The organism is Aminobacter sp. BA135 (assembly GCF_050859125.1).
GTDB classification, from domain to species: domain Bacteria; phylum Pseudomonadota; class Alphaproteobacteria; order Rhizobiales; family Rhizobiaceae; genus Aminobacter; species Aminobacter ciceronei.
This window is the reverse complement of sequence record NZ_CP139572.1, coordinates 4461253-4486169: the sequence shown is the minus strand read 5'-3', so window position 1 is coordinate 4486169 and position 24917 is coordinate 4461253. Positions and strand designations below refer to the sequence as shown.

Sequence of the window (24917 nt, the reverse complement as noted above, 5' to 3'; positions counted from 1 at the left end):
TCAGCGCTGCCTCTCATCCGGCCCTTCGGCCACCCTCTCCCCGTGAACGGGGCGAAGGATGAGGCTCAATCCCCCGCGACGAAAAACGCCCAGCGGCCTTCGGGGGTGATGCCGAGGCGATAGAAGACGTAGGCGCCATATTGCTTCATGTCTTCGTAGTCGCCGGCGGTGACGATCTTGAACAGCTCGACCTTCTGGCGCGGATCGAGCTTGTCGAGCGGGATGCCGAAGAAATAGGGCCAGACATAGAGGTCTTCGTCGGTGCCTTCGCCCAAATGGACGTAGCCGGCGTTCAGCACCTCTTCCATGATGGCGAGGATTTCCTGGCCTTCGCCGTCGCCTGATAGCCCCTTGATGAAGGCGATCGGATCGCCCTCGATGTCGCCGAACGACAATTGCGGCATCGCTTCGCCCTGGCCGACCAGCGGCCGCAGCTTTTCGATGTCGCCGGTCTTGGCGGCCTCGACCAAGAGGCTGCGCATCCGCGCCACCGGCTCGGGCAGGCGGCTGAGATCGTAGACGATTTCGGGCAGCGGGCCTTCCGGATCGAGATTGGGCGCGGCGGGACCGGTGGCGCCGCCCGGTTCGGTGGGCGTGGCATCCGGTTCGGCCGGCTGGTCGTCGGCCGGTTGCTCGGAAGGTGCTTCGGTGCCTGCAGGTGCTTCGGTCCCTTGAGGTGTCGTGGTCGCCGGCGTCTGGATCGGGTCGGGCATCGGCACCGACTTTTCCGGGGTCGCACTCTCGTCAGCGGCCGGCTTGGGCGGCATGACGGGGGCGGGGATTTCCTCGCGCTTGATTTCGGACAGCGCAAACGCCGTCGAGGCGTGGAGCGGCAGGACGAGCGAGGCGGCAAGGCCGAGAACGGCAAGTCGCAATGCGCCGCGGGGCGCAGTTTCAGTCTTTGGCCGCATCAGATCCCTGGCTCCGGTATTCCCGAGCGTTTGCCCCCTCTCGGGCCGACGCTGCAACGCTTTCAATCGCATGACCCCGCCCGGAATCATGTTCCGACAATGCGTGGTTACGCCCTCAATGTGCCAGCATGATGCCGAAACCGTGTCGGCTAGTCAAAGAAGTGGGGCGGCACTCAATGCCGCAGGCGCACCGGCTCGAAGTCGCCGGCTTCCACCCTGGCGCGCATGCGATCGAGCATGGCAAGTGCTGCGCGTTCGCCATTGGCGGCGACGATCTCGGCAAAAGCCGTGGCAAGGGCTGCTTCGGCGATGATCTCGGGCTCGATGCCGGCGGACAGGCCTTCGGCCCACGCCTCATTGTGGCTCTCGACAGCGGTCAGGCGCTTTTCTTCCCGAACCAGGGCGTCGATGTCGCTTACGCTTTGTTCCATTGCGGTCTTTCACCCTGCCCAGCGACCCGATGATTCGGATCAACTTGAGCTATCCCTTTAATGTCCCGTTAAGACACCTAGCACAATCGCCCGTTCGTGTACGGCAAGCAATGCCGGGAGAGTAAATAGCCTGTTAATTACCGAAGCGGGAGGCGATGTCGCGGCTCAAAGCCTCACCTTCCTTCATGTAGCGGCTGATCGCTTCGGTCGCCGACGGCGTGCAGGCGGTGTAGGTACCGTCGAAGGAGCGGTAGCCGCGGTTGAAGGAGGCGATGAAGCGGGCGCGGCGCTCGGGCGAGGGGTTCTCGGCCTGCAGCAGCTTTTCCATCTCGCCGCGCCACTGGCTGCCCTTTTCGCCGCACAGATTGCGCAGGAAATGCAGCGAGCCGAGAACCTCGGCAAGGCGCATCAGGCCCGGCTCGAACGGCGCTTCGACGGCGCGCACCGGTGCTGCGAACGCAGTGGTCGCGGCAAGCGTGATAGCCATGATGTAGGTCGAAGCGCGCATCATAAGCTTTTGTGGCGAAACAATTTGTCCCCGGCAAGGCCGCTGAGGCCTCTATCCCTTTCGCTTTTCGTCGAAAAGCGGAAACCCTCGATCTTCGCCTTGCGAAATCCTTTGGGAAAGGCGCTGCACGGTTTTTCCTGGAATTGCGCTATGCCGGCAGTGCGACCGCACCGCCGAGCAGTTCGAGCACGATTTCGAGCGTCGAATCGGTCAGCGGCAGGCGTTCGATCTCGGCGAGGTCGAAATAGGCGGCCTCGTCGGCATCGTCGGCGGCAACCGGCTCGCCTTCGAGGTGGCGGGCGCCGAAGACGGTGAGCAGGTAGACCGAGCCGCTGTCGTTGCGGCTGTCGATGAGCAGCTCGCGCAGGCGGACGAGGTCGCCGACCGCAATGCCCGTTTCCTCCATCAGCTCGCGGCGGGCGGCCTCTTCCAGCGCCTCGCCTTGTTCGACACGTCCGCCGGGGAAGGCGTAGAGCCCTTTCGACGGCGCGCGGCCGCGGCGCACCAGCATGACCGAGCGGTCGCGCAGGACGGCGACGGAGACGGCAGGAATGATGGTCGCGTCGATCATGCGTTTTGCCCAGAGGTAATGCGTTCCATTGTGGAACAGTCGGTCACATCCGCTTTAGCGGTTGCGGCGGCTGCGATCCATCGCCACTTTCAGGCGATGAACCGGAACCTGACCTAGGGCAAGAACCCAGCCTAAGCTCACCGGCCGGTCACCTTGGTATCGATGCGCATATCGACTGATCGTCATGGCGCCGCGTGGTTTGACGAGCATCTTAATTGGCATGCCGAGATTGGAAAGCCGATTGATCCGGGACGTGCCGTCATATCGAGTGACACGCGACGGCAATCACGGAAACACTGCAACGATTAGAGACGCAACATGTCACAACAACATGTGTTGCATTCAATCGACGAACGTAGCACCTTCGTACATGCGCGGTTATGAAGCGTTGATTTGCGCTATCGTTCGGAGGAACCTGCAAGTGCTAGGTCCGTTGAGTCTGAGCGTGGTGACAGCAGCAGCGCTTAACGAATTCGCAATCGTGCGACGCGAGACTGGTTTTAAATAGAGGAAAAGGCGCTGTCGTAGAACGCTATACGATAGCGCGTTTTCATTGGCACATAGGGGAGATATGGTAATGGCAAAGTCCAGTGCTGTAATGTCATCTGGCAGGAAGACTGCAGCTGCCGCAGAGACCGACAAGAACCCCGTGTACAAGACTGTAGTGCGCGAATTGCGCACTCTGCAAACGGCTGTCGAGAGCCCAAGCGGAACTTGGACGTTGCTGAAGGACCGTTCGGCAGTTAATGGTAGGTTCGTCGAAAAGCTAAAATGACGACCGGGGGGTCATGCGTCCGCTTTACTCTGAGTCCGATTATGGACGCTTGCTTGATACCCAAAATGCAGAAAAATATCGTGATGAATGGCGACGTGACTATGCACGTTTAATACATAGCGCAGGCTTTCGGCGGTTGCAGGGCAAAACTCAGGTATTCCCTGGTCATGAAGGCGATTTTTTCCGAAACAGGCTGACGCATTCGTTAGAAGTCGCCCAGATTGCAAAGAGTATTGCGATCAGGCTTAACGCTACGCATAAACTGTTTCGTAGTAAGAGCCAAAAAATCGCGCCTGATCTCGTGGAGTTCGCCGGACTGGCGCATGATCTTGGGCATCCACCATTCGGTCACAATGGTGAGGAGGCGCTGGATGAGTGCATGCGGGAGCATAACGGCGGCTTTGAAGGCAACGCCCAGACCCTTCGAATCCTATCGCGGCTTGAGAAGAAGGTTACCCTAAATTCTGACCTGCGTGCCTTTAGCGAAGAAATAGACCAGCGCTGCGGGCTCAATCTCACGTACCGATCCTTGGCTTCCATCCTGAAGTACGACTCGCCGATACCTATACGGTGTGCAGATCGGGCTGAGGACAGGCAGAACAATGTTGCCAAAGGGTACTATGAAGCCGACAGCGAATTGGTCGGAAAAATCAAGGAAAAGATAGTCGGAGAAGCGTTCACTGGAAAATTTAAAACGGTTGAATGTTCGATAATGGATATCGCAGACGACATTGCGTATTCGACGTATGATCTTGAAGATGTGTTCAAGAGTGGATTCTTGAGTCCTTTGGAGTTGTTTGCGCTTGATGACTCGATTTACGAATCTGTTGTAAAAACAATTAACAAGAGACTTTCAAATCAATATCCTGAAATTAAGATGTCAATTGGAGTGAAGGATGTTCATGAAATTCTGCATGACGTCTTCTCGGATTTGTTTACGTTTGGAACGGAGCAGATAAAGATACTGAAGAGCCGTACTTCATCCAACGAATATAAGAAAATGTACTTTTCTGTTGACGCTCAGCAGAGGTCTCGTCGCTACGCGGAAGACGGCTATTCGAGGACTGCCTTTACATCAAATCTCGTGCAAGCATTTATTCAAGGTGTCGAGGTAAAGGAAAACGGCGAGTATCCACAACTTCACAATGTTCGTTTGGAAGTTCGCACATTTATCGTTGTTGAAGTTCTTAAAAACATAACATATGAGGCCGTCATTAGAGCTCCTGCCTTGCAGGTGGTGGAATATAGAGGAAAAGACATCGTTAAGAAAATATTTGGAGCGATAAATGAGAAGGGCGGCGACCGGTTGCTTCCAAAGGATTTTAGGGAAGTATATAGGAATGGGGACGAGCTAAATAGATGCCGGACAATATGTGATTTTATTGCCGGAATGACTGACCGATACGCAATTGAGTTCTACAGTCGGTTGTTTGGCGCAAATGGCATGACAATGCACAAACCATTGTGAAGTAGCCTTCGGGGGTAATAGGTGGGATTCCGGTTCTTCTCGTCGAACTTCTCCGTCTTCTTCTGCTGAGGCCTTGGCGAGTTTTGCTTTCCGCTTTTGCAATGGCGACTGGCCGGTTCTCCTGCAGGTGGCTGCACGCTTCGAAGCTTCCTTCCGGCGCCGCAGCTCTCTTTCTGGGGCCAGTTTATCGTTGCTCTTGCTGCGCACGTTGCCATTCGGCCTGTGCCCTGTCCAGGAGATCGCTAATCCATTTGGTTGGCTGGTAAGCGGAAGCGTGTCCATCGAAGATCGAAATACGCAACTTGTGGCGCATCGCCTCAAGTGAGGCGAGGGTGTTAGATGGTTGCGTCGATCATGCGTTTTGCCCAGGGGTCATGCGTTCCATTGTGGAACAGCCGATCCTATCCGCTTTAGCGGTTGCGGCCGGCGCGATCCATCGCCACTTTCAGGCGATGAACCGGAACCTGACCTGATGTGCGGACGCATTGCGGTATTGGCGTCGCCCGACGCAACCTCCGCCTTTCTCGGGCTGGACGATCTCGAGAGCTTTCCGCCGCGCTACAATGTGGCGCCGACCCAGCCGATCCTGGTGGTGACGGCAGGGCCGCAGCGGCCGCCGGGCTCGAATCGCTCAGACCGCATGGCGCTTCTGGCGCGCTGGGGGCTGATCCCGGCCTGGACAAAGAACCCGGCCGACATGCCGCTGTTGATCAATGCGCGTTCCGAAACGGCGATCGAAAAGGCGTCGTTCAAGACCGCGATGCGCCACAGGCGGGCGCTGATCCCTGTCTCGGGTTTCTATGAGTGGAAAAAGCTGCCTGGCAACCGGCGCCAGCCCTACTGGCTGAGACCGCGCAAGGGCGGGCTGGTAGCGCTGGCCGGGCTGATGGAGACGTGGAGCGAGCCGGGCGGCTCGGAGATCGACACCGCGGCGATCCTGACCACCGGCGCCAGCGCCGACATCATGCATATCCACGACCGCATGCCTGTGGTGATCCAGCCGGAGGATTTTGCCCGCTGGCTCGACTGCCGCACCCAGGAGCCGCGCGATGTCGTCCATCTGATGCGGCCGGCGCAGCCCGATTTCTTCGAGCAGATCCCGGTGTCGGAACTGGTCAACAAGGTCGCCAATACAGGGCCGGAGATCCAGCGCCGCGTCGAGCCGCTGCCTGAAGCAGCACCTGAGCGGGCGGCGAAGCCGAAGCCGGAGAAACAAAAGCCTGACGACGGCCAGATGACGCTGTTCTGATTGCAGCAGAACCGCGCGCTGCTGGGCGCTCTGGCATCATCAATCCCTGCATCCTGCCTGCCGGAAATCGATTTTGATTTTCCGGGCGGTGCATTAGAAGAGCGGCGTGTCCACGCCCATTCTCTCCGCCGCCATCTCCGGATTCCTGCTTGGTGCCTCGCTGATCATCGCCATCGGCGCGCAGAACGCGTTCATCCTGCGCCAGGGGCTGCTGCGCCAGCATGTCTTCATCCTCAGCCTGATCTGTGCGGCCTCGGATGCGTTGCTGATCGGCCTCGGCGTCGCCGGGCTCGGCACGCTGATTTCGCAGTCGCCGCGCCTGATATCGGTGGTGACGGTCGGTGGCGCGCTGTTCCTGTTTGCTTATGCGATCATTGCCTTCCGCCGCGCCATGAAGCCTGCTGCGATGCAGGCGGCAAAATCGGTCGGGACGAAGCTCTGGCCGGCGGTCGCCGCCTGTCTCGCCTTCACCTTCCTCAACCCGCATGTCTATCTCGACACGGTGGTGCTGCTGGGCAGCCTGTCGGCAGCCCATGAAGGACAGGCGCGCCTTGCCTATGGCATCGGCGCTGCATCCGCATCGTTCGTCTGGTTTTTCGGGCTCGGCTATGGCGCCCGGCTGCTGGAGCCGGTCTTTGCCCGGCCTGCCGCGTGGCGCGTGCTCGATGTGCTGATCGGCCTGGTGATGGCGGCGATCGGCCTCAGCCTGTTAGGCAGCCTTGTTTAGCTTGGGCGCCGTCTTGTCTTTCTTCGGCGCGCAGATCAGCGCGGCAAGAATTGCTGCGGGGCCGATGGCCCGGTAGTGCTTGGTCAGTTCGGCGTACTGGTGACGCGCTCGGTCCTGGTCGGATTGTTTTCGTTTCATCGGTCTCTTCCCTTAAGTCAGCTCTGTCGAGAGCGGCTGCATTTGCTTACGGATTCGGTCGAATTCGTGGCAGTGCGGCGCCTTTTATCCGGGCGATGTTTCATTACGGTGCCGGGATGTTTAACAAAGTGTTTCAGTACTGCTTCCGTTCCGGTCCGGGCGGTAAAGTTTCGTGTCGCTGCGTCTTGACGGCAACAGCCCGCTGAGGCGATAAAGCCCGCGATGAAAACGTCTTTCGCCATTTCCGGCATTTGTTTTATTGGCTAGCGTTCGCGCTGGTCAGGACGTTTTCGCCTCATCTTCACACGAGACAGGTTGAACGCCCGGGCCAGCAGGCCACGGCGCCGCGCGTCCTTACGGGCACGCAAAGGACGCCGTGAAACTGAAGGCACGGCGCCGCGCGTCCGTTTGGACACGCAAAGGACGCCGTGAAACTGAAGGCACGGCGCCGCGCGTCCGTTTGGACGCGCAAAGGACGCCGTGAAACTGAATTTGCGTGCATGATCCTTGGCGAAAATCGGAGATTTTCGGGGTTACGCACACGGGGAGAACCATGTCTGACGCATTCAAGGGCCTGCGCCTTACCAACACGCTGACGCGCACGAAGGAGGACTTCGTGCCGATCGATCCTGCTAACGTCAGGATGTATGTCTGCGGCCCCACCGTCTACGACTTCGCCCATATCGGCAATGCGCGCCCGGCGATCGTCTTCGACGTGCTGTTCCGCCTGCTGCGCCATGTCTATGGCGAAGACCATGTCACCTATGTGCGCAACCTCACTGACCTCGACGACAAGATCAACGCCCGCGCCTTGCGTGACTTCCCCAACCTGCCGCTCAACGAGGCGATCAGGCGGGTGACCGAAAAGACCGCCAACCAGTACCAGGCCGACGTCAAGGCGCTGGGTTGCCTCGAGCCTTCAGTCGAGCCCAGGGCAACCGAGTTCGTGCTCGCGCGGGCGGACGGCAAGACGGACATGGTCTCGTTGATTCAACGCCTTATCGAACGCGGCCATGCCTATGAAGCGCAAGGCGAAGTGCTGTTCGACACCGGCTCGATGGAAGATTATGGCCAGCTGTCGAAGCGCAATCTCGACGAGCAGCAGGCCGGCGCCCGCGTCGAGGTCGAGGCGCACAAGAAGAACCCCGGCGACTTCGTCCTGTGGAAGTCTTCGTCGCCGGAGGAGCCGGGCTGGGACAGTCCCTGGGGCCGCGGCCGCCCGGGCTGGCACATCGAGTGCTCGGCCATGGCGTCCGCCTATCTCGGCGAGGTCTTCGACATCCATGGCGGCGGGCTCGACCTGATCTTCCCGCACCACGAGAACGAGATCGCCCAGTCGCGCTGCGCCCATGGCACCGAGGTGATGGCCAATTACTGGATGCACAACGGCTTCCTGCAGGTCGAGGGCCAGAAGATGTCCAAGAGCCTGGGCAACTTCTATTCGATCCACGAGCTGCTCGCGACGGAGAATTTCGGCGGCCGCAAATGGCCGGGCGAGGTGCTCAGGCTGGCGATGCTGATGACGCATTACCGCGAGCCGATCGACTTCTCGCTGCGCAAGCTGGAAGAGGCCGAGAACACATTGCGCAAATGGAAGCGCGCGGCCGACAGCGCTGGCGAGGCCGAGGCCGCGGTGCCGGCGGCACTGATTGCGGCGCTCAGCGACGACCTTGCCACGTCGAGCGTGTTCCAGGGCCTGTCGCAGCTGGCCGGCGAAGCGGCCGGCAATGTCCAAGCCGCGGCCGAACTCAAGGCAGCGCTGCTGTTCCTCGGCTTCGGGCTCGACGCGGCCGCGGTCGACGAGGCGGCGGTCGCGGTTACCATCGCGCGGCGGCTGGAGCTGATCAACGCCAAGAACTGGGCCGAAGCCGATCGCATCCGCGACGAATTGCTGGCCCAGGGCGTGCAGTTGAAGGACGGCAAGGACGCGGTCACGGGTGAGCGCGTGACGACGTGGGAAGTGAAGCGGTGATGATGGCGGGGCAGGATAGGGCGGGGCTGCATGCGCCCTTCTGCCTTGCCGGGCAGACTGCGCTGGTCTTGGCGGAGAGGGTTGCGGGACTGCACCCCCCTCTGTCCTGCCGGACATCTCCCCCGCAAGGGGGGAGATTGGCAGCGGCGCGCACACCGTCCCGTCTGCAACGTCGGCGATTGGCAGCGGCGCGCGCACCGTCCTTTCTGCAACGTCTGCGATTGGCGAAGGTCGACGTGACGGCTGATCTCCCCCCTTGCGGGGGAGATGTCCGGCAGGACAGAGGGGGGTGTGACAGAGCGCAGCTCCTGATCTTGCGGCGCGGGGCGCAGGACAGAGGGGGGTGTGACAGAGCGCAACTCTTGATCTTGCAGCGCGGGGCGCAGGACAGAGGGGGGTGTGACAGAGCACTACTTCTGACCTTGCGGCGCAAGGCGAGGACCTGACCATGGGCCACGACCTCGTCCCCCGGCGTCAGCGCAAGAATGCCAAGGCCATGCGTCATGTCATGACCGAGGCCGAGCTGAAGCTGTGGAACGAGTTGCGTGCGCACCGGCTGATGGGGTTGGGTTTCAGGCGGCAGGTGCCAATCGGGCCATACATCGTCGACTTCGCCTGTTCGTCGCATCGCCTGATCGTCGAGGTCGACGGCAGCCAGCATGCGCGGGCCGAGCAAGCCGAACATGATGCGGCAAGGACCGCGTTTCTTCAGGCCAACGGCTGGACCATTCTCCGCTTCTGGAACGATGACGTTGTTCGCGATATGGATCACGTCTGCCAGAACATTGTGATCTCGGCCGGGATGGCCGTCCGCATGACGGAGGAGTTCGTGCAATGATCGACCATACGGGAATTTCAGTCGCCGATTTCGATGCCGCACAGGCGTTTTACGACAAGGCGTTCGCGCCGCTGGGGGCACAGCTTCTGATGATGGTGCCGGGCGAATATACCGGCGGGGTCAAGGTCGGCGGTTATGGCCGCGAGCGGCCGGTGTTCTGGCTGCACGAGGCGCCGGCAGGGCCGGGGCGGCATTATGCGTTCACCGCGCGCAGCCGGGCCGAGGTCGATGCGTTTTATGCCGCCGCCATCGCCGCCGGCGGACGGGACAATGGCGGGCCGGGGCCGAGGCCGCATTACCATCCAGACTATTACGCCGCCTTTGTCTTCGATCCCGACGGCAACAACATCGAGGCGGTGTGCCATGTCCCAGCGTGAGGGTTTGACGCGATGAGCCTCGACAACAGGCCGCATTATTCCGGCGGGTGCCAGTGTGGCGCCGTGCGTTTCCATGTCGACGGCAAGCTCGGCGGCGCCTCGGTCTGCCATTGCCGCATGTGCCAGAAGGCGTTCGGCAATTTTTATGCGCCGCTGGTTTCGGTGCATCGGGATTCCAGGCTTGTCTGGACACGCGGCGAGCCGAAGAAATTCCGCTCGTCGAATTTCGGCCTGCGCGGCTTCTGCGGCGACTGCGGCACGCCGCTGACCTATGAGGCACCCGACGGCGTGGCGCTGGCGATCGCCGCCTTCGACGAGCCGGAGGAGATCGCGCCGACGATGCAGTGGGGGCTCGAGGGCAAGCTGCCCTATGTCGACAATATCCACGAACTCACGGGCTATTCGACCGAAGAGGACCCTGACGCGGCCGACTTCGTCAACGACATCGTCTCGTTCCAGCACCCCGACCACGACACCGAGACCTGGCCGCCGGAGGAGCGCAAATGACTGTCACGACAGGCGGTTGCCAGTGCGGTGCCGTGCGCTACCGCATCGACCAGGCGCTGGAGAATGCGCATATCTGCCATTGCCGCATGTGCCAGAAAGCGTCGGGCAACTATTTCCAGCCGCTGGCGCGCACGCCGAAGGCGAAGTTTTCGGTGACGCGCGGCGAGATCGGCTGGTTCCGCTCGTCCGACATCGTGCGCCGCGGCTTCTGCCGCGACTGCGGCACGCCGCTTCTGTTCGACGTGATCGACCGTGACACGATCAATGTCGTGCTCGGTGCGCTCGACCATCCCGAAGCGGTGAAGCCGACATTCCAGTGCGGATCGGCCGAGAAGATGCCATGGTTCGGCGAACTCGACAGGGTGGAATTGTCGGCCGACGAAAGCGCCTGGTATGCGGCGGTAGCACCTTCGAACCACCAGCACCCCGACCACGACACTGAACAATGGCCAGCGGAGAAAAGGTCATGACCGAGACTGCAAGGACAGGCGGCTGCCAGTGCGGCGCCGTCCGATTCCGTATCCACGGCGCGCTGGGGCGCAGCTCGATCTGCCATTGCCGCATGTGCCAGAAGCAGTTCGGCTCGTTCTTCGGTGCCTTCGTCGCGGTGCCGGTGGATGGCGTCGAGTGGATCCGCGAGGAGCCGAGCTATTTCCAGTCGTCGATCAACATTTCGCGCGGCTTCTGCCAGCGCTGCGGCACGCCGATGGTGTACCGCCACGCGGAAGGGCTGGAACTGTCGATCGGCTCGTTCGACGACCGGTCCGACCTCGCGCCGACGATCCAGATCAACCACGGTTTCCGCCTGCCGTGGGTCGAGACGATCTTCGAGCAGCCGGTGCTCGACAATCCCGACTACTACCAGCGGCAGGAGCAGATCATCTCCTTCCAGCATCCCGATGAAGAGACGGCCCATTGGCCGGAGCATGGACTGAAATTATGAGCGACGAACTGCGCGGCCTCTATCCCGAGATCGAACCCTTCGACAGCGGCATGCTCGATGTCGGCGACGGCCATCAGGTCTATTGGGAGCGTTCGGGCACCAGGGGCGGCAAGCCGGCGGTGTTCCTGCATGGCGGACCGGGCGGCGCGACCTCGCCCAAGCATCGCCGCCTGTTCGACCCCAAGCTGTACGACATCATGCTGTTCGACCAGCGCGGCTGCGGCAAGTCCTTGCCCAATGCCTCGCTCGACGCCAACACCACCTGGCATCTCGTCGCCGACATCGAGCGGCTGCGTGAGATGGCCGGCCACGACACATGGCTGGTGTTCGGCGGCTCCTGGGGCTCGACCCTGGCGCTCGCCTATGCCGAGACGCATCCGGATCGCGTCAGCGAACTGGTGGTGCGCGGCATCTACACGCTGACCCGCGCCGAGCTCGACTGGTATTACCAGTTCGGCGTCTCCGAAATGTTCCCCGACAAATGGGAGCGTTTCGTCAAGCCGATCCCGGAGGCCGAGCGCGCCGACATGATGGGCGCCTACCGCAAGCGCCTCACCGGTGACGACCGCAAGGCCAAGGTCGAGGCGGCGCTGGCCTGGAGCCTGTGGGAAGGCGAGACGATCACGCTTCTGCCCGACCCCGACACGTCGGGCAAGTTCGGCGAGGACGACTTCGCCGTGGCGTTCGCCCGCATCGAGAACCACTATTTCGTCCATGCCGGCTGGATGGAGGAAGGCCAGCTGATCCGCGACGCCCACAGGCTGCGCGACATTCCCGGCGTCATCGTCCATGGGCGTTATGACATGCCGTGCCCGGCGAAATATGCCTGGGCATTGCACAAGGCCTGGCCCGAAGCGGAGTTCCACCTGATCGAGGGCGCCGGCCACGCCTATTCGGAACCGGGCATATTGGACCAACTGGTCAGGGCGACCGACAGGTTCGCGGGGAAAACGTCGTGAACGCTTCCGCCCTACGTTGCCCCCCTCTGTCCTGCCGGACATCTCCCCCACAGGGGGGGAGATCAGCTGGCATGCCGGCTTTCGCCAATCGCCGGCGTTGCAGGACGGAGCGAGGCGTCAATACTGCCGATCTCCCCCCTTGTGGGGGAGATGTCCGGCAGGACAGAGGGGGGCGCCAAAGGGCGCTGGCCCCCAAGGACAGACGGGGGTGCCATAGCGCGCTAGCCCACAAGGTGTTGCCATGAAAGAACGCATCTATCTCTTCGACACAACATTGCGCGACGGCCAGCAGACGCCGGGCATCGACTTTTCCGTCGAGGACAAGATCGCGATCGCGGCGATGCTCGACGAGTTCGGCCTCGATTATGTCGAGGGCGGTTATCCCGGCGCCAACCCGACCGACACCGCCTTCTTTGAGGAAAAGCGGACCAAGCGGGCGAAATTCGTCGCCTTCGGCATGACCAAGCGGGCAGGGGTGTCTGCTTCCAACGATCCGGGCCTGGCAACCCTGCTGCAGGCCAGGGCCGACGGCATCTGCTACGTCGCCAAGAGCTGGGACTACCATGTCCGCGTCGCCCTCGGCGTCACCAACGAGGAAAACCTTGAAACGATCAGCACTTCGGTCGAGGCGGCGCGTGCCGCCGGCCGCGAGCCGATGGTCGACTGCGAACACTTTTTCGACGGCTTCAAGGCCAATCCCGACTACGCGCTGGCCTGCGCCCGCACCGCCTATGACGCCGGCGCGCGCTGGGTGGTGTTGTGCGACACCAATGGCGGCACCCAGCCGTCGGAGGTGCGCGACATCGTTGCCCAGGTGATCGCCGCGGGCATTCCGGGCGCCAATCTCGGCATCCATGCCCATGACGACACCGGCCAGGCGGTAGCCAACTCGCTGGCGGCGATCGAAGCCGGCGTGCGCCAGGTCCAGGGCACGATCAACGGCATCGGCGAGCGCTGCGGCAACGCCAATCTGGTTACCATCGTCCCGACGCTGGCGCTCAAGCCGCATTTCGCCGAACGTTTCGAAACCGGCGTCTCGGCCGAGGCGATGGCCGGCATTTCCAGGCTGTCGCGGGCCTTCGACGAGTTGCTCAACCGCGCCCCCGAGGCGCAGGCGCCTTATGTCGGCGCATCGGCCTTTGCCACCAAGGCAGGCATCCACGCCTCGGCGATCGTCAAGGAGCCGAAGACCTACGAGCATGTGCCGCCGGAGACGGTGGGCAATCGCCGCAAGGTCATGGTGTCGGACCAGGGCGGCAAGGCCAACTTCATCGCCGAGCTCAGGCGGCGCGGCATCGACGTGCCCAAGGATAGCAGCCGGCTCGATGCGCTGATCGCGGTGGTCAAGGAGCGCGAGGCCGAGGGTTATGCCTATGAAGGGGCGGATGCCAGCTTCGAGCTTCTGGCGCGCGGCATGCTGCACAGCTTGCCGGATTTCTTCCGGGTGACCTCGTTCCGCTGTCTCGTCGAGCGCCGTTTCGACGCCAATGGCAATCTCAAGACCGTCTCGGAAGCCGTGGTCAAGGTGATGGTCGACGGCGAGGAAAAGATGTCGGTGGCCGAAGGCGACGGCCCGATAAATGCGCTCGACATCGCCCTACGCAAGGATCTCGGCAAGTTCCAGGACGAGATCGGCGACCTCGAGCTCGTCGACTACAAGGTGCGTATCCTCAATGGCGGCACCGAGGCGATCACGCGCGTGCTGATAGAATCGCATGACTCGACCGGCGCCCGCTGGTGGACCGTCGGCGTGTCGACCAACATCATCGACGCCTCGTTCCAGGCGCTGATGGATTCGATCATCTACAAGCTGATGAAGAACCGCGAGATGGCCGGGCTGGTGGCGGCGGAATAGGCGCGGTGAGCAATGATGGGCCAGCCGCAACGGCTGGCCCTGTCGATTGATCCATCAATGAAAAGCGGGTGGACCATCACTATTTTGAAATGGCATGCGCTGGCGGGCGGGCGCATAGGTGCCCGCCATGAGCACCAACACGCCTGCGATTTCCCGCGACGAAGCCACCCGTGGCTTCCTGTTTGCCCTGTCGGCCTATCTGATGTGGGGCTTCCTGCCCTTCTACATGAAGGCGGTGGCGCATATTCCGGCGCCTGAGGTGATCGCGCACCGCATCACCTGGTCGATCCCGATCGCAGCCTTGTTGTTGTGGTGGCTCGGCCGCACCTCCGACATCAAGAGCGCCCTGCGCACCCCGCGCACGCTGGCGATGGGCACGCTGACGGCGACGCTGATCACCATCAACTGGGGCGTCTATGTCTGGGCGATCGGCAATGACCGGGCGCTCGAAACCGCACTCGGCTATTACATCAACCCGCTGTTTTCGGTGTTTTTGGGCGCTGTAGTGCTCGGCGAGAAGCTGACGCGGGCGCAGATGGTGGCGATCGGGCTTGCGGTGATCGCGGTGGCACTGCTGACCTGGGAAAGCGGCGGCTTGCCCTGGGTGTCGATCGTGCTGGCGCTGTCCTGGGGTTTTTACGCGCTGTTCAAGAAGACGCTGCCGATCGGCCCGGCGCAGGGCTTTTTCCTCGAGGTGCTGATCCTCGGCATCCCGGCGCTCGTCTACATCGCCTATCTCCAGGGCACCGGCGTCGGCCATTTCGGCACCACCGGGATGACCGATGTCTGGCTGATGCTCGGCTGCGGCATCGTCACCGCCGTGCCGCTGATCCTGTTTGCCAATGGCGCCAAGCTTTTGCGCATGTCGACCATCGGCATCATGCAGTACATCGCGCCGACGATGATCTTCGTCATCGCCATCTTCATCTTCAGGGAGCCGTTCTCGAGCGAACGCGCTGTTGCCTTCGCCCTGATCTGGGCTGCACTGGCGATCTACACCTGGTCGATGTTTTCCGAACGCGCCAAAAACGGCTGAGTTTCAGGTGAGGCCGGCCTGCAAATGGCCGTTGCCTGCGCTTCTCGCGTAGCCGAATGTACGCTCCGCTCCGGTTCTCGGTAACGACCATTTTCGGCTCGGCCTGACCTGAAACAGGCCGAGCGTGGTTCGATCCGGCCTCGAACCTACATCTTGTCGATGACCGACTGGACGCCTTCGGTCGGCGTGGAATCGGCACCCGCGGCGACCATGATCGCCGAGACCACCGCTTCCGGCTGGTCGACGACAAGCGGCTGGACCAGATGGGAGGTATGGACGAAACCCTCTGTCTTCATATGGTCGAGCAGCGTCAGCATCGGATCCCAGAAACCCTTGACGTTGGCAAAGACGATCGGCTTGCGGTGATGGCCGAGCTGGGCCCAGGTCATGATCTCGACGATCTCCTCGACCGTGCCGATGCCGCCGGGCAGTGCCACGAATGCGTCCGATTTCTCGAACATAAGATGTTTGCGCTCGTGCATGTTGTCGGTGACGATGAGTTCGTCGAGCCGCGTCAGCGCGCTTTCCGTCGCTTCCTTGTTCATCAGGAAGCGCGGGATGATGCCGGTGACCTTGCCGCCGGCGCGCCGCGCGCCATCGGCGACAGCGCCCATGATGCCCTTGGTGCCGCCGCCATAGACGAGCCTGACGCCGGCCTTGGCGATCGAATGGCCGAGCAGGTGCCCGGCCTTGATGTAGACCTCGTCACGGCCCGGCGAGGAGCCACAATAGACGCAGATGGATCGAATCTTGTTCATCGGCTGATTGGGTATTGCCTCCACAGGCAGGGTCAAGCCCGAACGGGGCTTTTTCTTGTCGCTGCCGGCAAAACAAGGTAGACCCGGCGGGCGGCTAGGGGCAGAGAAATATGGCGATCAATCCGTTGAAGATATTCCTACTCGCAGCAGGCGGCTCAGCCGCTGCTGCGACCGTTGCGTATGTGTCGGGAGCACTCGATCCCTATCTGGCGCCGCCGGCCGCGATCGCGTCCCTGCCGGCACCCGCGACAACGACTCCGACCGCCGACAAGCCCGCAGATCCGGCCAAGCCGGCAGCCGGGGCCGAGGCGCCTGCCACGGTCGCGCCGGCACCCGCAGCGCCTGCCGCAGCCGCTGCCGTGATCGCCCCGTCCTTCGACGTGGTGCGTGTCGAAAACAACGGCTCGGTGGTGATCGCCGGCAAGGCCGCCGGCAATTCCAAGGTCGAGATCGTCACCGGATCGAAGGTCATCGGTGCGGCGGTTGCCGGCGCTGACGGCGATTTCGCCGTCGTGCTCAACGATCCGCTGAAGCCCGGCGACTACCAGATCGTGCTGCGCGCAACCGCGCCCGACAATGTCGTGGCGACCTCGACCGAGACAGCGGTGGTGTCGGTGCCGTCCGATCCGGGCGGCCAGGTGCTGGCCCTTGTCGAGGAACCGGGCAAGCCGGCGCAACTGATCACCGTGCCGAAGCCTGCCGACGCGCCATCGGCGCCCGCCACTGCTGAACAGCAGGCAAGCGCGCCTGCGACCGCCCCCGCAGCAGAACCCGCACCGGCCAAGTCGGCCGCACCGGCAGCTGAGATCAAGGTGGCCGTCGAGGCCGTCGAGATCGAAGGCAAGAAGATCTTCATCGCCGGCTCGGCCGACGCCGGGCGCAAGGTGCGCGCCTATGCCAACGAGATCCTGATCGGCGAGACGCAGACTTCGCCCGAAGGCCGCTTCCTGATCGAGGCCGAGCGTGAATTGCCGGTCGGCGACTACATCATCCGCGTCGACGCGCTCGAGCCGAACGGCGCCAAGGTCGTCGCCCGCGCCGCCGTGCCGTTCCAGCGCGAGCCGGGCGAGGCGGTAGCAGCGGTCGCGCCGCAGCCGACGGCCCCCGCAGCGCCAGCCGTCGATGCAACCGCGCCCGCTGCTGCATCAACGGCCGAGGCCAAGACGGCGATGGCGGGCGAAGTACCTGCCAAGCCTGCAGACCCGGCTGCCGAAGCGACGGCACCGGCACAGGCAACTGCTCCGGCCGCCACGGCCGACAAGCCGGCTGAAGTCGCCGCCGCACCGGCCACAGCTGAGGTCACGGCGCCCAAGCTCGAGGCCGTCAATGGCGCCGTCATCATCCGTCGCGGCGATTCCTTGTGGCGCATCTCGCGCCGCGTCTATGGCCACGGCGTGCGCTACTCCAACATCTATCTCGCCAATCAGGACCAGATCCAGGATCCGGACCGTATCTGGCCGGGCCAGGTGTTCCGCGTTCCGGAAAAGTCGAAAGAGGGCGAGGCGGCCAATATGGGCGCCATGGGCGAGCAGGCGATGCCGGCGCCCAAGCCGTAAGTGCCGGGAACGGTTTTCCGCTTTCCCGGTTGATTGGAAAGAGTTCATCGTCTATCGTCGATAAACGATGAATTCTTTCTCCTCCCCGCCGTCCTGCTGCAGCGCCGTCACCGACGTGACGCAGAAGCTTGCCGCGCTGTCGCATCCGGCGCGGCTCGAAATCCTGAAATGCCTGGCCGGCGGCAGGTCATGCTGCTGCAAGGAAGTGGTCGAGCATCTCGACCTCGCCCAGTCGACAGTCTCGCAACATCTGAAAATCCTCGTCGAAGCCGGTCTGGTGCGTTACGCGCCGGAGCGGCAGCGCTCGCGTTATGAGATCGACCAGGCGGCGCTGCGCGCCGTCGCCGTGTCGGTATCGGCGCTGGTCGACACCTTTTGCGCCGCCGACGGCGCGCACATCTAATCAAGGCAAGCACAGTGGCCAGCAAAACCGTATCCGCCGAACGCGGCTCAACCTTCAGCACGATCAGGAACCTGTGGCCCTATATGTGGCCGGAAGACCGGCCCGACCTCCGGGCGCGGGTCATCTGGGCGACGATCTTCCTGTTCGTCGCCAAGCTGACCCTGGTCGCCGGCCCGTATTTCTTCAAATGGGCGACCGATGCGCTCGCCGGCGACCAGCGTTCGCCGCTGCCGCTGCCGGCCTTCCTGGTGGCGCCGGTGATGCTGGTGATCGCCTACAATGTGGTGCGCATCGTCCAGCTCGGCTTCAACCAGCTGCGTGACGCGCTGTTTGCCCGCGTCGGCCAATATGCGGTGCGCCAGCTTGCCCACCGCACCTTCGTGCACATGCACCAGCTGTCGCTGCGCTTCCATCTCGAGCGCCGCACCGGCGGCCTGTCGCGCATCATCGAGCGCGGCACCAAGGGCATCGAGACGATCGTCCGTTTCACCATCCTCAACACCGCGCCGACGGTGCTGGAATTCGGCCTCACCGCCGGCATCTTCGGCTTCGCCTATGGCTGGAAATATGTCGCCGTGGTGGCCGCGACGGTGTGGCTCTACACCTGGTTCACCGTCTGGGCGAGCGACTGGCGCATCGGCATCCGCCGCGAGATGAACGATTCCGACACCGACGCCAACACCAAGGCGATCGATTCGCTGCTCAATTTCGAGACGGTGAAGTATTTCAACAACGAGGCCATGGAGGCCGAGCGTTTCGACCGCTCGATGGCGCGCTACGAGACGGCGGCAACCCGCATCTGGACCTCGCTCGGCTGGCTGAATTTCGGCCAGGGCGTCATCTTCGGCATCGGCATGACCATCGTCATGGCCATGTCGGCGATGGAGGTGATGGCCGGCACCCAGACCGTCGGCGATTTCGTCTTCATCAACGCCATGCTGATGCAGCTGTCGGTGCCGCTCAACTTCATCGGCTTCATCTATCGCGAAATCCGCCAGGGCCTGACCGACATCGAACAGATGTTCGACCTGCTCGACGTGAGCCAGGAGGTGACGGACAGGCCGGATGCCAAGGCACTTGTCGTCGGCACCGGCCGCGTCGAGTTCCGCGACGTGCATTTCGCCTATGACCCGAACCGCCAGATCCTGAAGGGTGTCAGCTTCGAGGTGCCGGCCGGCAAGACGGTGGCGATCGTCGGTCCCTCGGGCGCCGGCAAGTCGACGATTTCGCGCCTGCTGTTCCGCTTCTATGACATCCAGCAGGGCGCGATCCTGATCGACGGCCAGGACATTCGCGACGTCTCCCAGCAGAGCCTGCGCGGGGCGATCGGCATGGTGCCGCAGGACACGGTGCTGTTCAACGACACCATCGCCTACAACATCCGCTACGGCCGGGTGAACGCCGACGAGGAGGATGTGCGCAAGGCAGCCGAGCTGGCGCAGATATCGGGCTTCATCCAGCGCCTGCCGGAAGGCTACAAGGCGATGGTCGGCGAACGCGGCCTGAAGCTGTCGGGCGGCGAAAAGCAGCGCGTGGCGATCGCCCGCACCATCCTCAAGGCGCCGCCGATCCTGATGCTCGACGAGGCGACCTCCGCACTCGACACCCAGACCGAGCAGGAAATCCAGAGCGCGCTCGACCTTGTCAGCAAGGGCCGCACCACGCTTGTCATCGCCCACCGCCTGTCGACGGTGATCTCAGCCGACGAAATCATCGTGCTCGCCGATGGCGGCATCGCCGAGCGCGGCACCCATGCCGAGCTTTTGGCCCAGGGCGGGCTCTACGCCTCGATGTGGGATCGCCAGCGCGAGGCGACCGAGGCCGAGGAACGCCTGCGCCAGGCCCGCGAGGGCGACGAGCTCGGCGTCGTCGTGCGCCGCCGCACGCCGGAGGTGACCAACGACGCGGAGTGAGCCTCCGGCTCGCTAGCCGGCTGAGACGAACAGCCTGCCATGATCAGGCTCGCATGATCATTCCTCATGCGAGCGGCGACAGCGCCGTCTGCCGCCCGCGATTGCGGTGGGTGCTGCCAATGCCGCGTTGCGGCTGACGGTCGTTTCCGGTAAGCACTCCGGGACTTCAACAGCAACGGCCTCCACTTCATGAGCATAGCCGACACGATCCGCAACGCCTTCGTTCCGGTCCATCGCGAGGGATATCCCTTCATTGCCGGATTTGCGGCTGTTGCCGTCCTGCTGGGCTTCTTTTCTACTTCGCTGTTCTGGATCGGCGCGATCCTGACGGCCTGGTGCGCCTATTTCTACCGTGACCCCGAGCGCGTCACCCCCGTCGACGACAGGCTGGTGATCAGCCCGGCCGACGGCGTCGTCTCGGCCGTCGGCCCCGCCGTGCCGCCGCGCGAACTCAATCTCGGCACCGCCGAGATGACCCGTATCTCGGTGTTCATGAATGTCTTTTCCGTGCACATCAACCGCGCCCCGGTGCGTGGCAAGATCGTCCGCATCGAGCACCGTCCCGGAAAGTTCCTCAATGCCGAGCTCGACAAGGCAAGCCAGGAAAACGAGCGCAACGGCATTGTCATCGACAGCCCCAACGGCCAGGTGGCGGCGGTGCAGATCGCCGGCCTCGTCGCCCGCCGCATCCTGTGCTGGGCCGATGTCGGCGGCAACGTCGCCGTTGGCGAGCGTTTCGGCCTGATCCGCTTCGGCTCGCGCGTCGACGTCTTCCTGCCCAACCATGCGGTTGCCCGCGTTTCGGTCGGCCAGACCGCGGTCGCCGGCGAAACCGTGCTTGCCGAATTCGGTGGCGCCAGCCATCCGCCGCTGGTGCGGGTCTCCTGATGGTTGCGCCGTTCAAGCCCTTTGAACCGCATGGCAGCGGCGGACCGCGCATTCGCGAGATTCCGCTGCGCATGGTGCTGCCCAATCTGATCACCGTGCTGGCGATCTGCGCCGGCCTGTCGGGCATCCGGCTCGCCTTCGAGGGCCGTTTCGAATCGGCCGTGGTGATGGTGCTGCTGGCGGCCTTTCTCGACGGCATCGACGGCCGCCTGGCCCGCATGCTCAAAGCGACCTCGCGCTTTGGCGCGCAGATGGACTCGCTCGCCGACATCGTCAATTTCGGCGTCGTGCCGGCGCTGGTGCTTTACGCCTACCTGCTCGACAAGGCAGGTTCGCTCGGCTGGATCGCGACGCTGTTGTTTGCCATCGCCATGGGGCTGAGGCTGGCGCGCTTCAACGTGCTCGACGAGGATCTCGATCGTCCCGCCTGGCAGGCCGAATATTTCGTCGGCGTGCCGGCGCCGATCGGCGCCATCACCTTGATGCTGCCGATGTATCTCGGCTTCCTCGGCGTCGAAGGCACCCGCAACGCCGCCTACATCGCCACCGTTTTCACCATTCTGGTCGCCTTCCTGCTGGTCAGCCGCTTGCCCGTCTATTCCGGCAAGAAGCTGAAGATCAAACGCGAGCACCTGCTGCCTGTCATGCTTTTGGCGGTGTTCTACGTGCTGCTTCTGACCGTCTATCCCTGGCAGACGCTGACCGCCTCGGTCGGCGCATATCTGATCTTCCTGCCGCTCAGTGCCAGCGCCTATGCGCGCCGCTCCAAGCTCGAAGCTGCAGCGGCTGCTGCCGAAGCGGCCACGGCGGCTGAAACGCCTGCTGACCCCAAGGCCTAGCCGGAACAATTTTGAGCCGTACCTTGCGGGTGGCGACATGGACGGTGCCGTCGCCTTGGCAATTGGGTTCATGCGAAGCAAACGAGTGCTCTTTCTTCCACCCGCCCCACATTCCTCACCCTCACGGCATGATCCTCGGGGCAAGCCTCTGGGATGACGAATTGGAGTGCCCGCGCTCGCTAATCATCATCACCTAGGCCCGCGGCGACGCCCCCCGTCCTTCGTCATCCTAGGGCGGAGCAGGAGCGCAGCGACGTCGCGGAGACCCTAGGATCCATGCCGTGACATTACCGTCGGGCTAAAGCCGCCAAGAAGGCGTGCTCTCTTTCTGCACCCTGCATAACACTCCTCACCCTCACGGCATGGCAACTGTGTTCAAGCGAAGTGTTTTTGATCGCGGATCATGGCGTTGAGGATTGTGATGAGCTTTCGCGCGACGGCGATGATTGCGCATTTCTTTGATCCGGAGCGTTGGGCGATAGCCTGGTAGAAGGCCTTGAAGCGCTGGTTTGCGCGGATGGCGCCGAGGGCTGCCATATAGAGCGCCCGGCGTAACCTTGGCCGGCCGCCCCGGATGCTGCGCCGGCCGGTCCTTGTGCCGCTGTCGTTGTTGCAAGGCGCAAGGCCGGCGAGGCTGGCGATGGCCTTGGGCGAGATGGTTCCAAGTTCAGGCATGTGGGCCAAGAGGGTGATGGCGGTCACCTTGCCGATGCCTGGAGCGGAGGTCAGGCGCTCGGCCTGTTCGGCAAGCTCGTCCAGGGTTTCGATATGGCTGGCGATCTCGGCCTCGAGGGCCGAGATGCGCTGGGACAGGCCAACGATTGCAGCTTCGATGTCGGCAAGCACGGTGATGTCGGTGGTTTCGTCGTGATGGCGCAGCTCGATCGCGCGCGCTGCGACCAGTTGGTCGCGGCGGCGGGCAAGGGCAACAAGCCGCTCACGCCCGGGGCATGGCGGCGTGTCGGCATCGGGGCAGAACATCGCCCCCATCTCGCTCAGGATGCGGGCATCGATGCGGTCGGTCTTGGCCAGGTGGCCGCGCGCCTGGGCGAAACGGCGCACCGTCATCGGATTGATGCGGACGCAAGCGATGCCGGCCTTGGCGAGCGCCTGGCGTAAAGCCCGGTCATGGTGCCCCGTCGCCTCGAGGACGACAAAGCTGTTTGGTGCCAGGCCGGCAGCGAAGCGGGCCAGAGCCGCAGCCTCGTTGGCCACCCGGCTGAAACGGCGGCTGAGCGGATCGAAGACATCAATCATCGCCTTGGCGATGTCGCAACCGATGTAACTGTGATGTATCGTCATGGAACCTCTTCCTGTGGTGCGAGGTCCGCGCCAACGGCCTCGTGCAACTGTGCAGGTTGACGGCAGGTGGTGCGGGAAGGGAGCCGAGCCAAGCCGCGGTCTGTCGTGTTCAGCACGACGACCAGGATCCTGACGGCCTCCTTCCCGCATTCATTCTACACCAAGCGCAACACACAGGATCCTCGGGTCAAGCCCGAGGATGACGAAGTGGAGAGGCGGCTCCAGACAACCGTGGCTCACCATCCAAGCCATCGGCTACTGCCCCCCAAATCGTCATCCTAGGGCGGAGCAGGAGCGCAGCGACGCGGAGACCCTGGGATCCATGCCGTGACATTACCGCCGGGCTCAAGCCGTCAAGAACGCGTGCATCCTCTGCCATCCGTCCCACATTCCTGGCCCTCACAGGATCCTAGGGTCAAGCCCTAGAATGACGAACTAAAGAGGCGGCGCCGCGCAGCCGGCTCACCGCCGCGCAAGGCCTGCCACATCGGCGCACGCCCCGCAGTTGAACCTCACCTGGCACGCCCCCGTCCTTCGTCATCCCAGGGCGGAGCAGGAGCGCAGCTCCGTCGCGCAGACCCTGGGATCCATGCCGTGACGTTGGGTGACGTCCCCGGACGTGGTGTATCTGGGTAGCGCGGTGGTCATCGGCGCTTTCCGGTAGGGTCTGGTTGTCGAAGCCAACTCCTGACTGGAAGGAACACCGATGACCGACGACATGATGAACCTGCGTGCGCTTGTCGAGAAGACACCCGATGCCGATCTGCTGCGCGAAATGATCGGCTTCGCCGCCGAGCGCCTGATGGAGATGGAAGTGGGTGCCGCCACCGGCGCCGCCTATGGCGAGAAGAGCCCGCTGCGGACCGCCCAGCGCAACGGCTACCGCGACCGGGACTGGGAGACGCGGGCAGGCACCGTCGAGCTGCGCATCCCGAAGCTCCGGAAGGGAAGCTACTTCCCGGGTTTCCTCGAGCCGCGGCGCATGGCCGAGAAGGCCCTGACGGCCGTCATTCAGGAGGCCTATGTTCAGGGTATCTCGACGCGCTCGGTCGACGATCTGGTCAAGGCCATGGGCATGAGCGGCATCTCGAAGAGCCAGGTGTCGCGGCTCTGCGAGGAGATCGACGGCAAGGTGAAGGCATTCCTCGAACGGCCGATCGAAGGCGACTGGCCGTATCTGTGGATCGACGCGACCTATCTGAAGGTCCGTCGCGGTGGCCGCATCGTCTCCGTCGCCGTCATCATCGCCGTCGGCGTCAACACCGACGGCCGGCGCGAGGTGCTGGGCATGGAGATCGGCACCTCCGAGGCCGAGCCGATCTGGACGGAGTTCCTGCGCAAGCTGACACGGCGAGGCCTGCGCGGCGTCAAGCTCGTCGTCTCTGATGCCCATGAAGGCCTCAAGGCCGCCGTCACCAAGGTTCTCTCGGCCACCTGGCAGCGCTGCCGCGTCCACTTCATGAGGAACGTGCTGGCGCATGCCGGCAAGAGCGGCCGCCGCGTGGTCTCGGCCTTCATCGCCACCGCCTTCGCCCAAGAGACGCCCGAGACGGCCAGCGCCCAGTGGCGTGCCGTCGCCGACCAAATCCGGCCGAAGGTGCCCAAGCTCGCCGCTATCCTCGATGATGCCGAGCTGGACGTGCTCGCCTACATGACCTTCCCGAAGGAGCACCGCCCGAAGCTGCACAGCAGCAACCCGATCGAGCGCCTCAATGGCGAGATCAAACGGCGAACCGACGTCGTCGGCATCTTCCCGAACGACGACGCCATCGTCCGCCTCGTCGGCGCGCTGCTGCTCGAACAGAACGACGAGTGGGCCGTCCAGCGCGCCCGCTACATGACGCTGGAAAGCGTCGGACAATTGAGCGATGATCCCATGATCAGCCTGCCCGCTGTGGCGCGCTGATCAGCCCGGCAATGCCGGAAAGCACGGCGACCAATGCCGCCAGATACACCACGCGGTGGGACACCATCTGACGTTGGCGCTGGGCTC

General features: G+C 63.2%; 25 protein-coding genes and 1 pseudogene. 19 read left to right on the top strand and 7 right to left on the bottom strand.

Annotated features, from left to right (window positions below; translation table 11 throughout):
• Positions 1–65: 65 nt before the first annotated feature.
• From SLT36_RS21885 to SLT36_RS21870, 4 genes are all read right to left on the bottom strand, one after another.
• On the bottom strand, positions 66–911 hold the full coding sequence (locus SLT36_RS21885) for a hypothetical protein (RefSeq protein WP_432284407.1): 846 nt from the start codon (positions 909–911) through the stop codon (positions 66–68).
• Between the two features lie 173 nt (positions 912–1084).
• On the bottom strand, positions 1085–1342 hold the full coding sequence (locus tag SLT36_RS21880; RefSeq protein ID WP_214387082.1) for a hypothetical protein: 258 nt from the start codon (positions 1340–1342) through the stop codon (positions 1085–1087).
• Positions 1343–1475: 133 nt separating this feature from the next.
• A complete protein-coding gene (locus SLT36_RS21875; RefSeq protein WP_067964142.1) occupies positions 1476–1853 on the bottom strand; it encodes a TIGR02301 family protein in 378 nt (125 codons plus the stop codon).
• Positions 1854–1998: 145 nt separating this feature from the next.
• Positions 1999–2421, bottom strand: a complete 423-nt coding sequence (locus SLT36_RS21870; protein ID WP_432284406.1) for an NUDIX hydrolase — start codon at positions 2419–2421, stop codon at positions 1999–2001.
• Between the two features lie 788 nt (positions 2422–3209).
• On the opposite strand from SLT36_RS21870, the gene dgt reads away from it, so the two are divergent.
• The 3 genes from dgt to SLT36_RS21855 all read left to right on the top strand — a co-directional run bounded on the left by dgt (position 3210) and on the right by SLT36_RS21855 (position 6640).
• Entirely contained in the window at positions 3210–4664 is a 1455-nt protein-coding gene (gene dgt / locus SLT36_RS21865; RefSeq protein WP_432284405.1) for a dGTP triphosphohydrolase, read from the top strand.
• 472 nt (positions 4665–5136) lie between these two features.
• Entirely contained in the window at positions 5137–5913 is a 777-nt protein-coding gene (locus tag SLT36_RS21860; protein WP_432284404.1) for an SOS response-associated peptidase, read from the top strand.
• Positions 5914–6031: 118 nt separating this feature from the next.
• On the top strand, positions 6032–6640 hold the full coding sequence (locus SLT36_RS21855; protein WP_192319603.1) for a LysE/ArgO family amino acid transporter: 609 nt from the start codon (positions 6032–6034) through the stop codon (positions 6638–6640).
• Here SLT36_RS21855 and SLT36_RS21850 read toward each other — a convergent pair.
• On the bottom strand, positions 6623–6778 hold the full coding sequence (locus tag SLT36_RS21850; protein WP_432284403.1) for a transcriptional regulator: 156 nt from the start codon (positions 6776–6778) through the stop codon (positions 6623–6625). The two genes, SLT36_RS21855 and SLT36_RS21850, sit on opposite strands and share 18 nt — an antisense overlap.
• Before the next feature lie 553 nt (positions 6779–7331).
• On the opposite strand from SLT36_RS21850, the gene cysS reads away from it, so the two are divergent.
• From cysS to rarD, 10 genes and pseudogenes are all read left to right on the top strand, one after another.
• Positions 7332–8750: a cysteine--tRNA ligase gene (cysS, locus tag SLT36_RS21845; protein WP_432284401.1), complete on the top strand. Its 1419-nt coding sequence runs from the start codon at positions 7332–7334 to the stop codon at positions 8748–8750.
• 73 nt (positions 8751–8823) lie between these two features.
• Positions 8824–9053, top strand: a pseudogene (locus tag SLT36_RS21840) (hypothetical protein); the annotation flags it as partial.
• A gap of 145 nt (positions 9054–9198) precedes the next feature.
• A complete protein-coding gene (locus tag SLT36_RS21835; protein ID WP_432284400.1) occupies positions 9199–9588 on the top strand; it encodes an endonuclease domain-containing protein in 390 nt (129 codons plus the stop codon).
• Positions 9585–9965, top strand: coding sequence for a VOC family protein (locus SLT36_RS21830; RefSeq protein ID WP_263007717.1), 381 nt, complete (start codon positions 9585–9587; stop codon positions 9963–9965). Before SLT36_RS21835 ends, SLT36_RS21830 begins: the two co-directional genes overlap by 4 nt.
• Positions 9966–9977: 12 nt before the next feature.
• Positions 9978–10472 (top strand): GFA family protein, encoded by a 495-nt coding sequence (locus SLT36_RS21825; protein ID WP_432284399.1) that lies wholly within the window; start codon positions 9978–9980, stop codon positions 10470–10472.
• On the top strand, positions 10469–10942 hold the full coding sequence (locus tag SLT36_RS21820) for a GFA family protein (RefSeq protein WP_432284398.1): 474 nt from the start codon (positions 10469–10471) through the stop codon (positions 10940–10942). The genes SLT36_RS21825 and SLT36_RS21820 overlap by 4 nt, the downstream gene beginning before the upstream one ends.
• Positions 10939–11415 carry a GFA family protein gene (locus SLT36_RS21815; RefSeq protein ID WP_432284397.1) on the top strand — a complete coding sequence of 159 codons (477 nt, stop codon included), beginning with the start codon at positions 10939–10941 and terminating at the stop codon, positions 11413–11415. Before SLT36_RS21820 ends, SLT36_RS21815 begins: the two co-directional genes overlap by 4 nt.
• Positions 11412–12374 (top strand): prolyl aminopeptidase, encoded by a 963-nt coding sequence (pip, locus tag SLT36_RS21810; protein WP_432284396.1) that lies wholly within the window; start codon positions 11412–11414, stop codon positions 12372–12374. Before SLT36_RS21815 ends, pip begins: the two co-directional genes overlap by 4 nt.
• A gap of 241 nt (positions 12375–12615) precedes the next feature.
• On the top strand, positions 12616–14229 hold the full coding sequence (gene cimA / locus SLT36_RS21805; protein ID WP_432284395.1) for a citramalate synthase: 1614 nt from the start codon (positions 12616–12618) through the stop codon (positions 14227–14229).
• Between the two features lie 118 nt (positions 14230–14347).
• Positions 14348–15265, top strand: coding sequence for an EamA family transporter RarD (gene rarD, locus SLT36_RS21800; RefSeq protein ID WP_432284394.1), 918 nt, complete (start codon positions 14348–14350; stop codon positions 15263–15265).
• 146 nt (positions 15266–15411) lie between these two features.
• On the opposite strand, the gene SLT36_RS21795 is transcribed toward rarD, so the two are convergent.
• Complete coding sequence (locus SLT36_RS21795; RefSeq protein WP_432284393.1) at positions 15412–16023, bottom strand: TIGR00730 family Rossman fold protein; 612 nt, start codon at positions 16021–16023, stop codon at positions 15412–15414.
• Positions 16024–16133: 110 nt separating this feature from the next.
• On the opposite strand from SLT36_RS21795, the gene SLT36_RS21790 reads away from it, so the two are divergent.
• The 5 genes from SLT36_RS21790 (at position 16134) to pssA (ending at position 21622) form a co-directional block, all read left to right on the top strand.
• Positions 16134–17579, top strand: coding sequence for a LysM peptidoglycan-binding domain-containing protein (locus SLT36_RS21790; protein ID WP_432284392.1), 1446 nt, complete (start codon positions 16134–16136; stop codon positions 17577–17579).
• A 67-nt stretch (positions 17580–17646) separates the two neighbouring features.
• Complete coding sequence (locus SLT36_RS21785; RefSeq protein ID WP_432284391.1) at positions 17647–17982, top strand: ArsR/SmtB family transcription factor; 336 nt, start codon at positions 17647–17649, stop codon at positions 17980–17982.
• 14 nt (positions 17983–17996) lie between these two features.
• A complete protein-coding gene (locus SLT36_RS21780; protein ID WP_432284390.1) occupies positions 17997–19895 on the top strand; it encodes an ABCB family ABC transporter ATP-binding protein/permease in 1899 nt (632 codons plus the stop codon).
• A gap of 189 nt (positions 19896–20084) precedes the next feature.
• Positions 20085–20783, top strand: coding sequence for a phosphatidylserine decarboxylase (locus tag SLT36_RS21775; protein WP_432284389.1), 699 nt, complete (start codon positions 20085–20087; stop codon positions 20781–20783).
• Positions 20783–21622: a CDP-diacylglycerol--serine O-phosphatidyltransferase gene (gene pssA / locus SLT36_RS21770; protein ID WP_432284388.1), complete on the top strand. Its 840-nt coding sequence runs from the start codon at positions 20783–20785 to the stop codon at positions 21620–21622. Before SLT36_RS21775 ends, pssA begins: the two co-directional genes overlap by 1 nt.
• 375 nt (positions 21623–21997) lie before the next feature.
• On the opposite strand, the gene SLT36_RS21765 is transcribed toward pssA, so the two are convergent.
• Positions 21998–22924 carry an IS110 family transposase gene (locus tag SLT36_RS21765; RefSeq protein ID WP_432284228.1) on the bottom strand — a complete coding sequence of 309 codons (927 nt, stop codon included), beginning with the start codon at positions 22922–22924 and terminating at the stop codon, positions 21998–22000.
• 706 nt (positions 22925–23630) lie between these two features.
• On the opposite strand from SLT36_RS21765, the gene SLT36_RS21760 reads away from it, so the two are divergent.
• Positions 23631–24830: an IS256 family transposase gene (locus SLT36_RS21760; protein ID WP_432284387.1), complete on the top strand. Its 1200-nt coding sequence runs from the start codon at positions 23631–23633 to the stop codon at positions 24828–24830.
• The last annotated feature ends 87 nt before the right edge of the window (positions 24831–24917 follow it).

What these genes read in the sequence shown, in the direction of transcription:
- SLT36_RS21835 (WP_432284400.1), top strand. Translation starts at nt 9,199, where the DNA reads ATGGGCCACGACCTCGTCCCCCGGCGTCAGCGCAAGAATGCCAAGGCC.
- cimA (WP_432284395.1), top strand. Translation starts at nt 12,616, where the DNA reads ATGAAAGAACGCATCTATCTCTTCGACACAACATTGCGCGACGGCCAG.
- SLT36_RS21820 (WP_432284398.1), top strand. Translation starts at nt 10,469, where the DNA reads ATGACTGTCACGACAGGCGGTTGCCAGTGCGGTGCCGTGCGCTACCGC.
- SLT36_RS21875 (WP_067964142.1), bottom strand. Translation starts at nt 1,853, where the DNA reads ATGATGCGCGCTTCGACCTACATCATGGCTATCACGCTTGCCGCGACC.
- SLT36_RS21765 (WP_432284228.1), bottom strand. Translation starts at nt 22,924, where the DNA reads ATGACGATACATCACAGTTACATCGGTTGCGACATCGCCAAGGCGATG.
- SLT36_RS21885 (WP_432284407.1), bottom strand. Translation starts at nt 911, where the DNA reads ATGCGGCCAAAGACTGAAACTGCGCCCCGCGGCGCATTGCGACTTGCC.
- dgt (WP_432284405.1), top strand. Translation starts at nt 3,210, where the DNA reads ATGCGTCCGCTTTACTCTGAGTCCGATTATGGACGCTTGCTTGATACC.
- SLT36_RS21880 (WP_214387082.1), bottom strand. Translation starts at nt 1,342, where the DNA reads ATGGAACAAAGCGTAAGCGACATCGACGCCCTGGTTCGGGAAGAAAAG.
- SLT36_RS21785 (WP_432284391.1), top strand. Translation starts at nt 17,647, where the DNA reads ATGAATTCTTTCTCCTCCCCGCCGTCCTGCTGCAGCGCCGTCACCGAC.
- pip (WP_432284396.1), top strand. Translation starts at nt 11,412, where the DNA reads ATGAGCGACGAACTGCGCGGCCTCTATCCCGAGATCGAACCCTTCGAC.
- SLT36_RS21760 (WP_432284387.1), top strand. Translation starts at nt 23,631, where the DNA reads ATGACCGACGACATGATGAACCTGCGTGCGCTTGTCGAGAAGACACCC.
- pssA (WP_432284388.1), top strand. Translation starts at nt 20,783, where the DNA reads ATGGTTGCGCCGTTCAAGCCCTTTGAACCGCATGGCAGCGGCGGACCG.
- SLT36_RS21790 (WP_432284392.1), top strand. Translation starts at nt 16,134, where the DNA reads ATGGCGATCAATCCGTTGAAGATATTCCTACTCGCAGCAGGCGGCTCA.
- SLT36_RS21870 (WP_432284406.1), bottom strand. Translation starts at nt 2,421, where the DNA reads ATGATCGACGCGACCATCATTCCTGCCGTCTCCGTCGCCGTCCTGCGC.
- SLT36_RS21795 (WP_432284393.1), bottom strand. Translation starts at nt 16,023, where the DNA reads ATGAACAAGATTCGATCCATCTGCGTCTATTGTGGCTCCTCGCCGGGC.
- SLT36_RS21775 (WP_432284389.1), top strand. Translation starts at nt 20,085, where the DNA reads ATGAGCATAGCCGACACGATCCGCAACGCCTTCGTTCCGGTCCATCGC.
- SLT36_RS21825 (WP_432284399.1), top strand. Translation starts at nt 9,978, where the DNA reads ATGAGCCTCGACAACAGGCCGCATTATTCCGGCGGGTGCCAGTGTGGC.
- SLT36_RS21860 (WP_432284404.1), top strand. Translation starts at nt 5,137, where the DNA reads ATGTGCGGACGCATTGCGGTATTGGCGTCGCCCGACGCAACCTCCGCC.
- cysS (WP_432284401.1), top strand. Translation starts at nt 7,332, where the DNA reads ATGTCTGACGCATTCAAGGGCCTGCGCCTTACCAACACGCTGACGCGC.
- SLT36_RS21830 (WP_263007717.1), top strand. Translation starts at nt 9,585, where the DNA reads ATGATCGACCATACGGGAATTTCAGTCGCCGATTTCGATGCCGCACAG.
- SLT36_RS21815 (WP_432284397.1), top strand. Translation starts at nt 10,939, where the DNA reads ATGACCGAGACTGCAAGGACAGGCGGCTGCCAGTGCGGCGCCGTCCGA.
- SLT36_RS21850 (WP_432284403.1), bottom strand. Translation starts at nt 6,778, where the DNA reads ATGAAACGAAAACAATCCGACCAGGACCGAGCGCGTCACCAGTACGCC.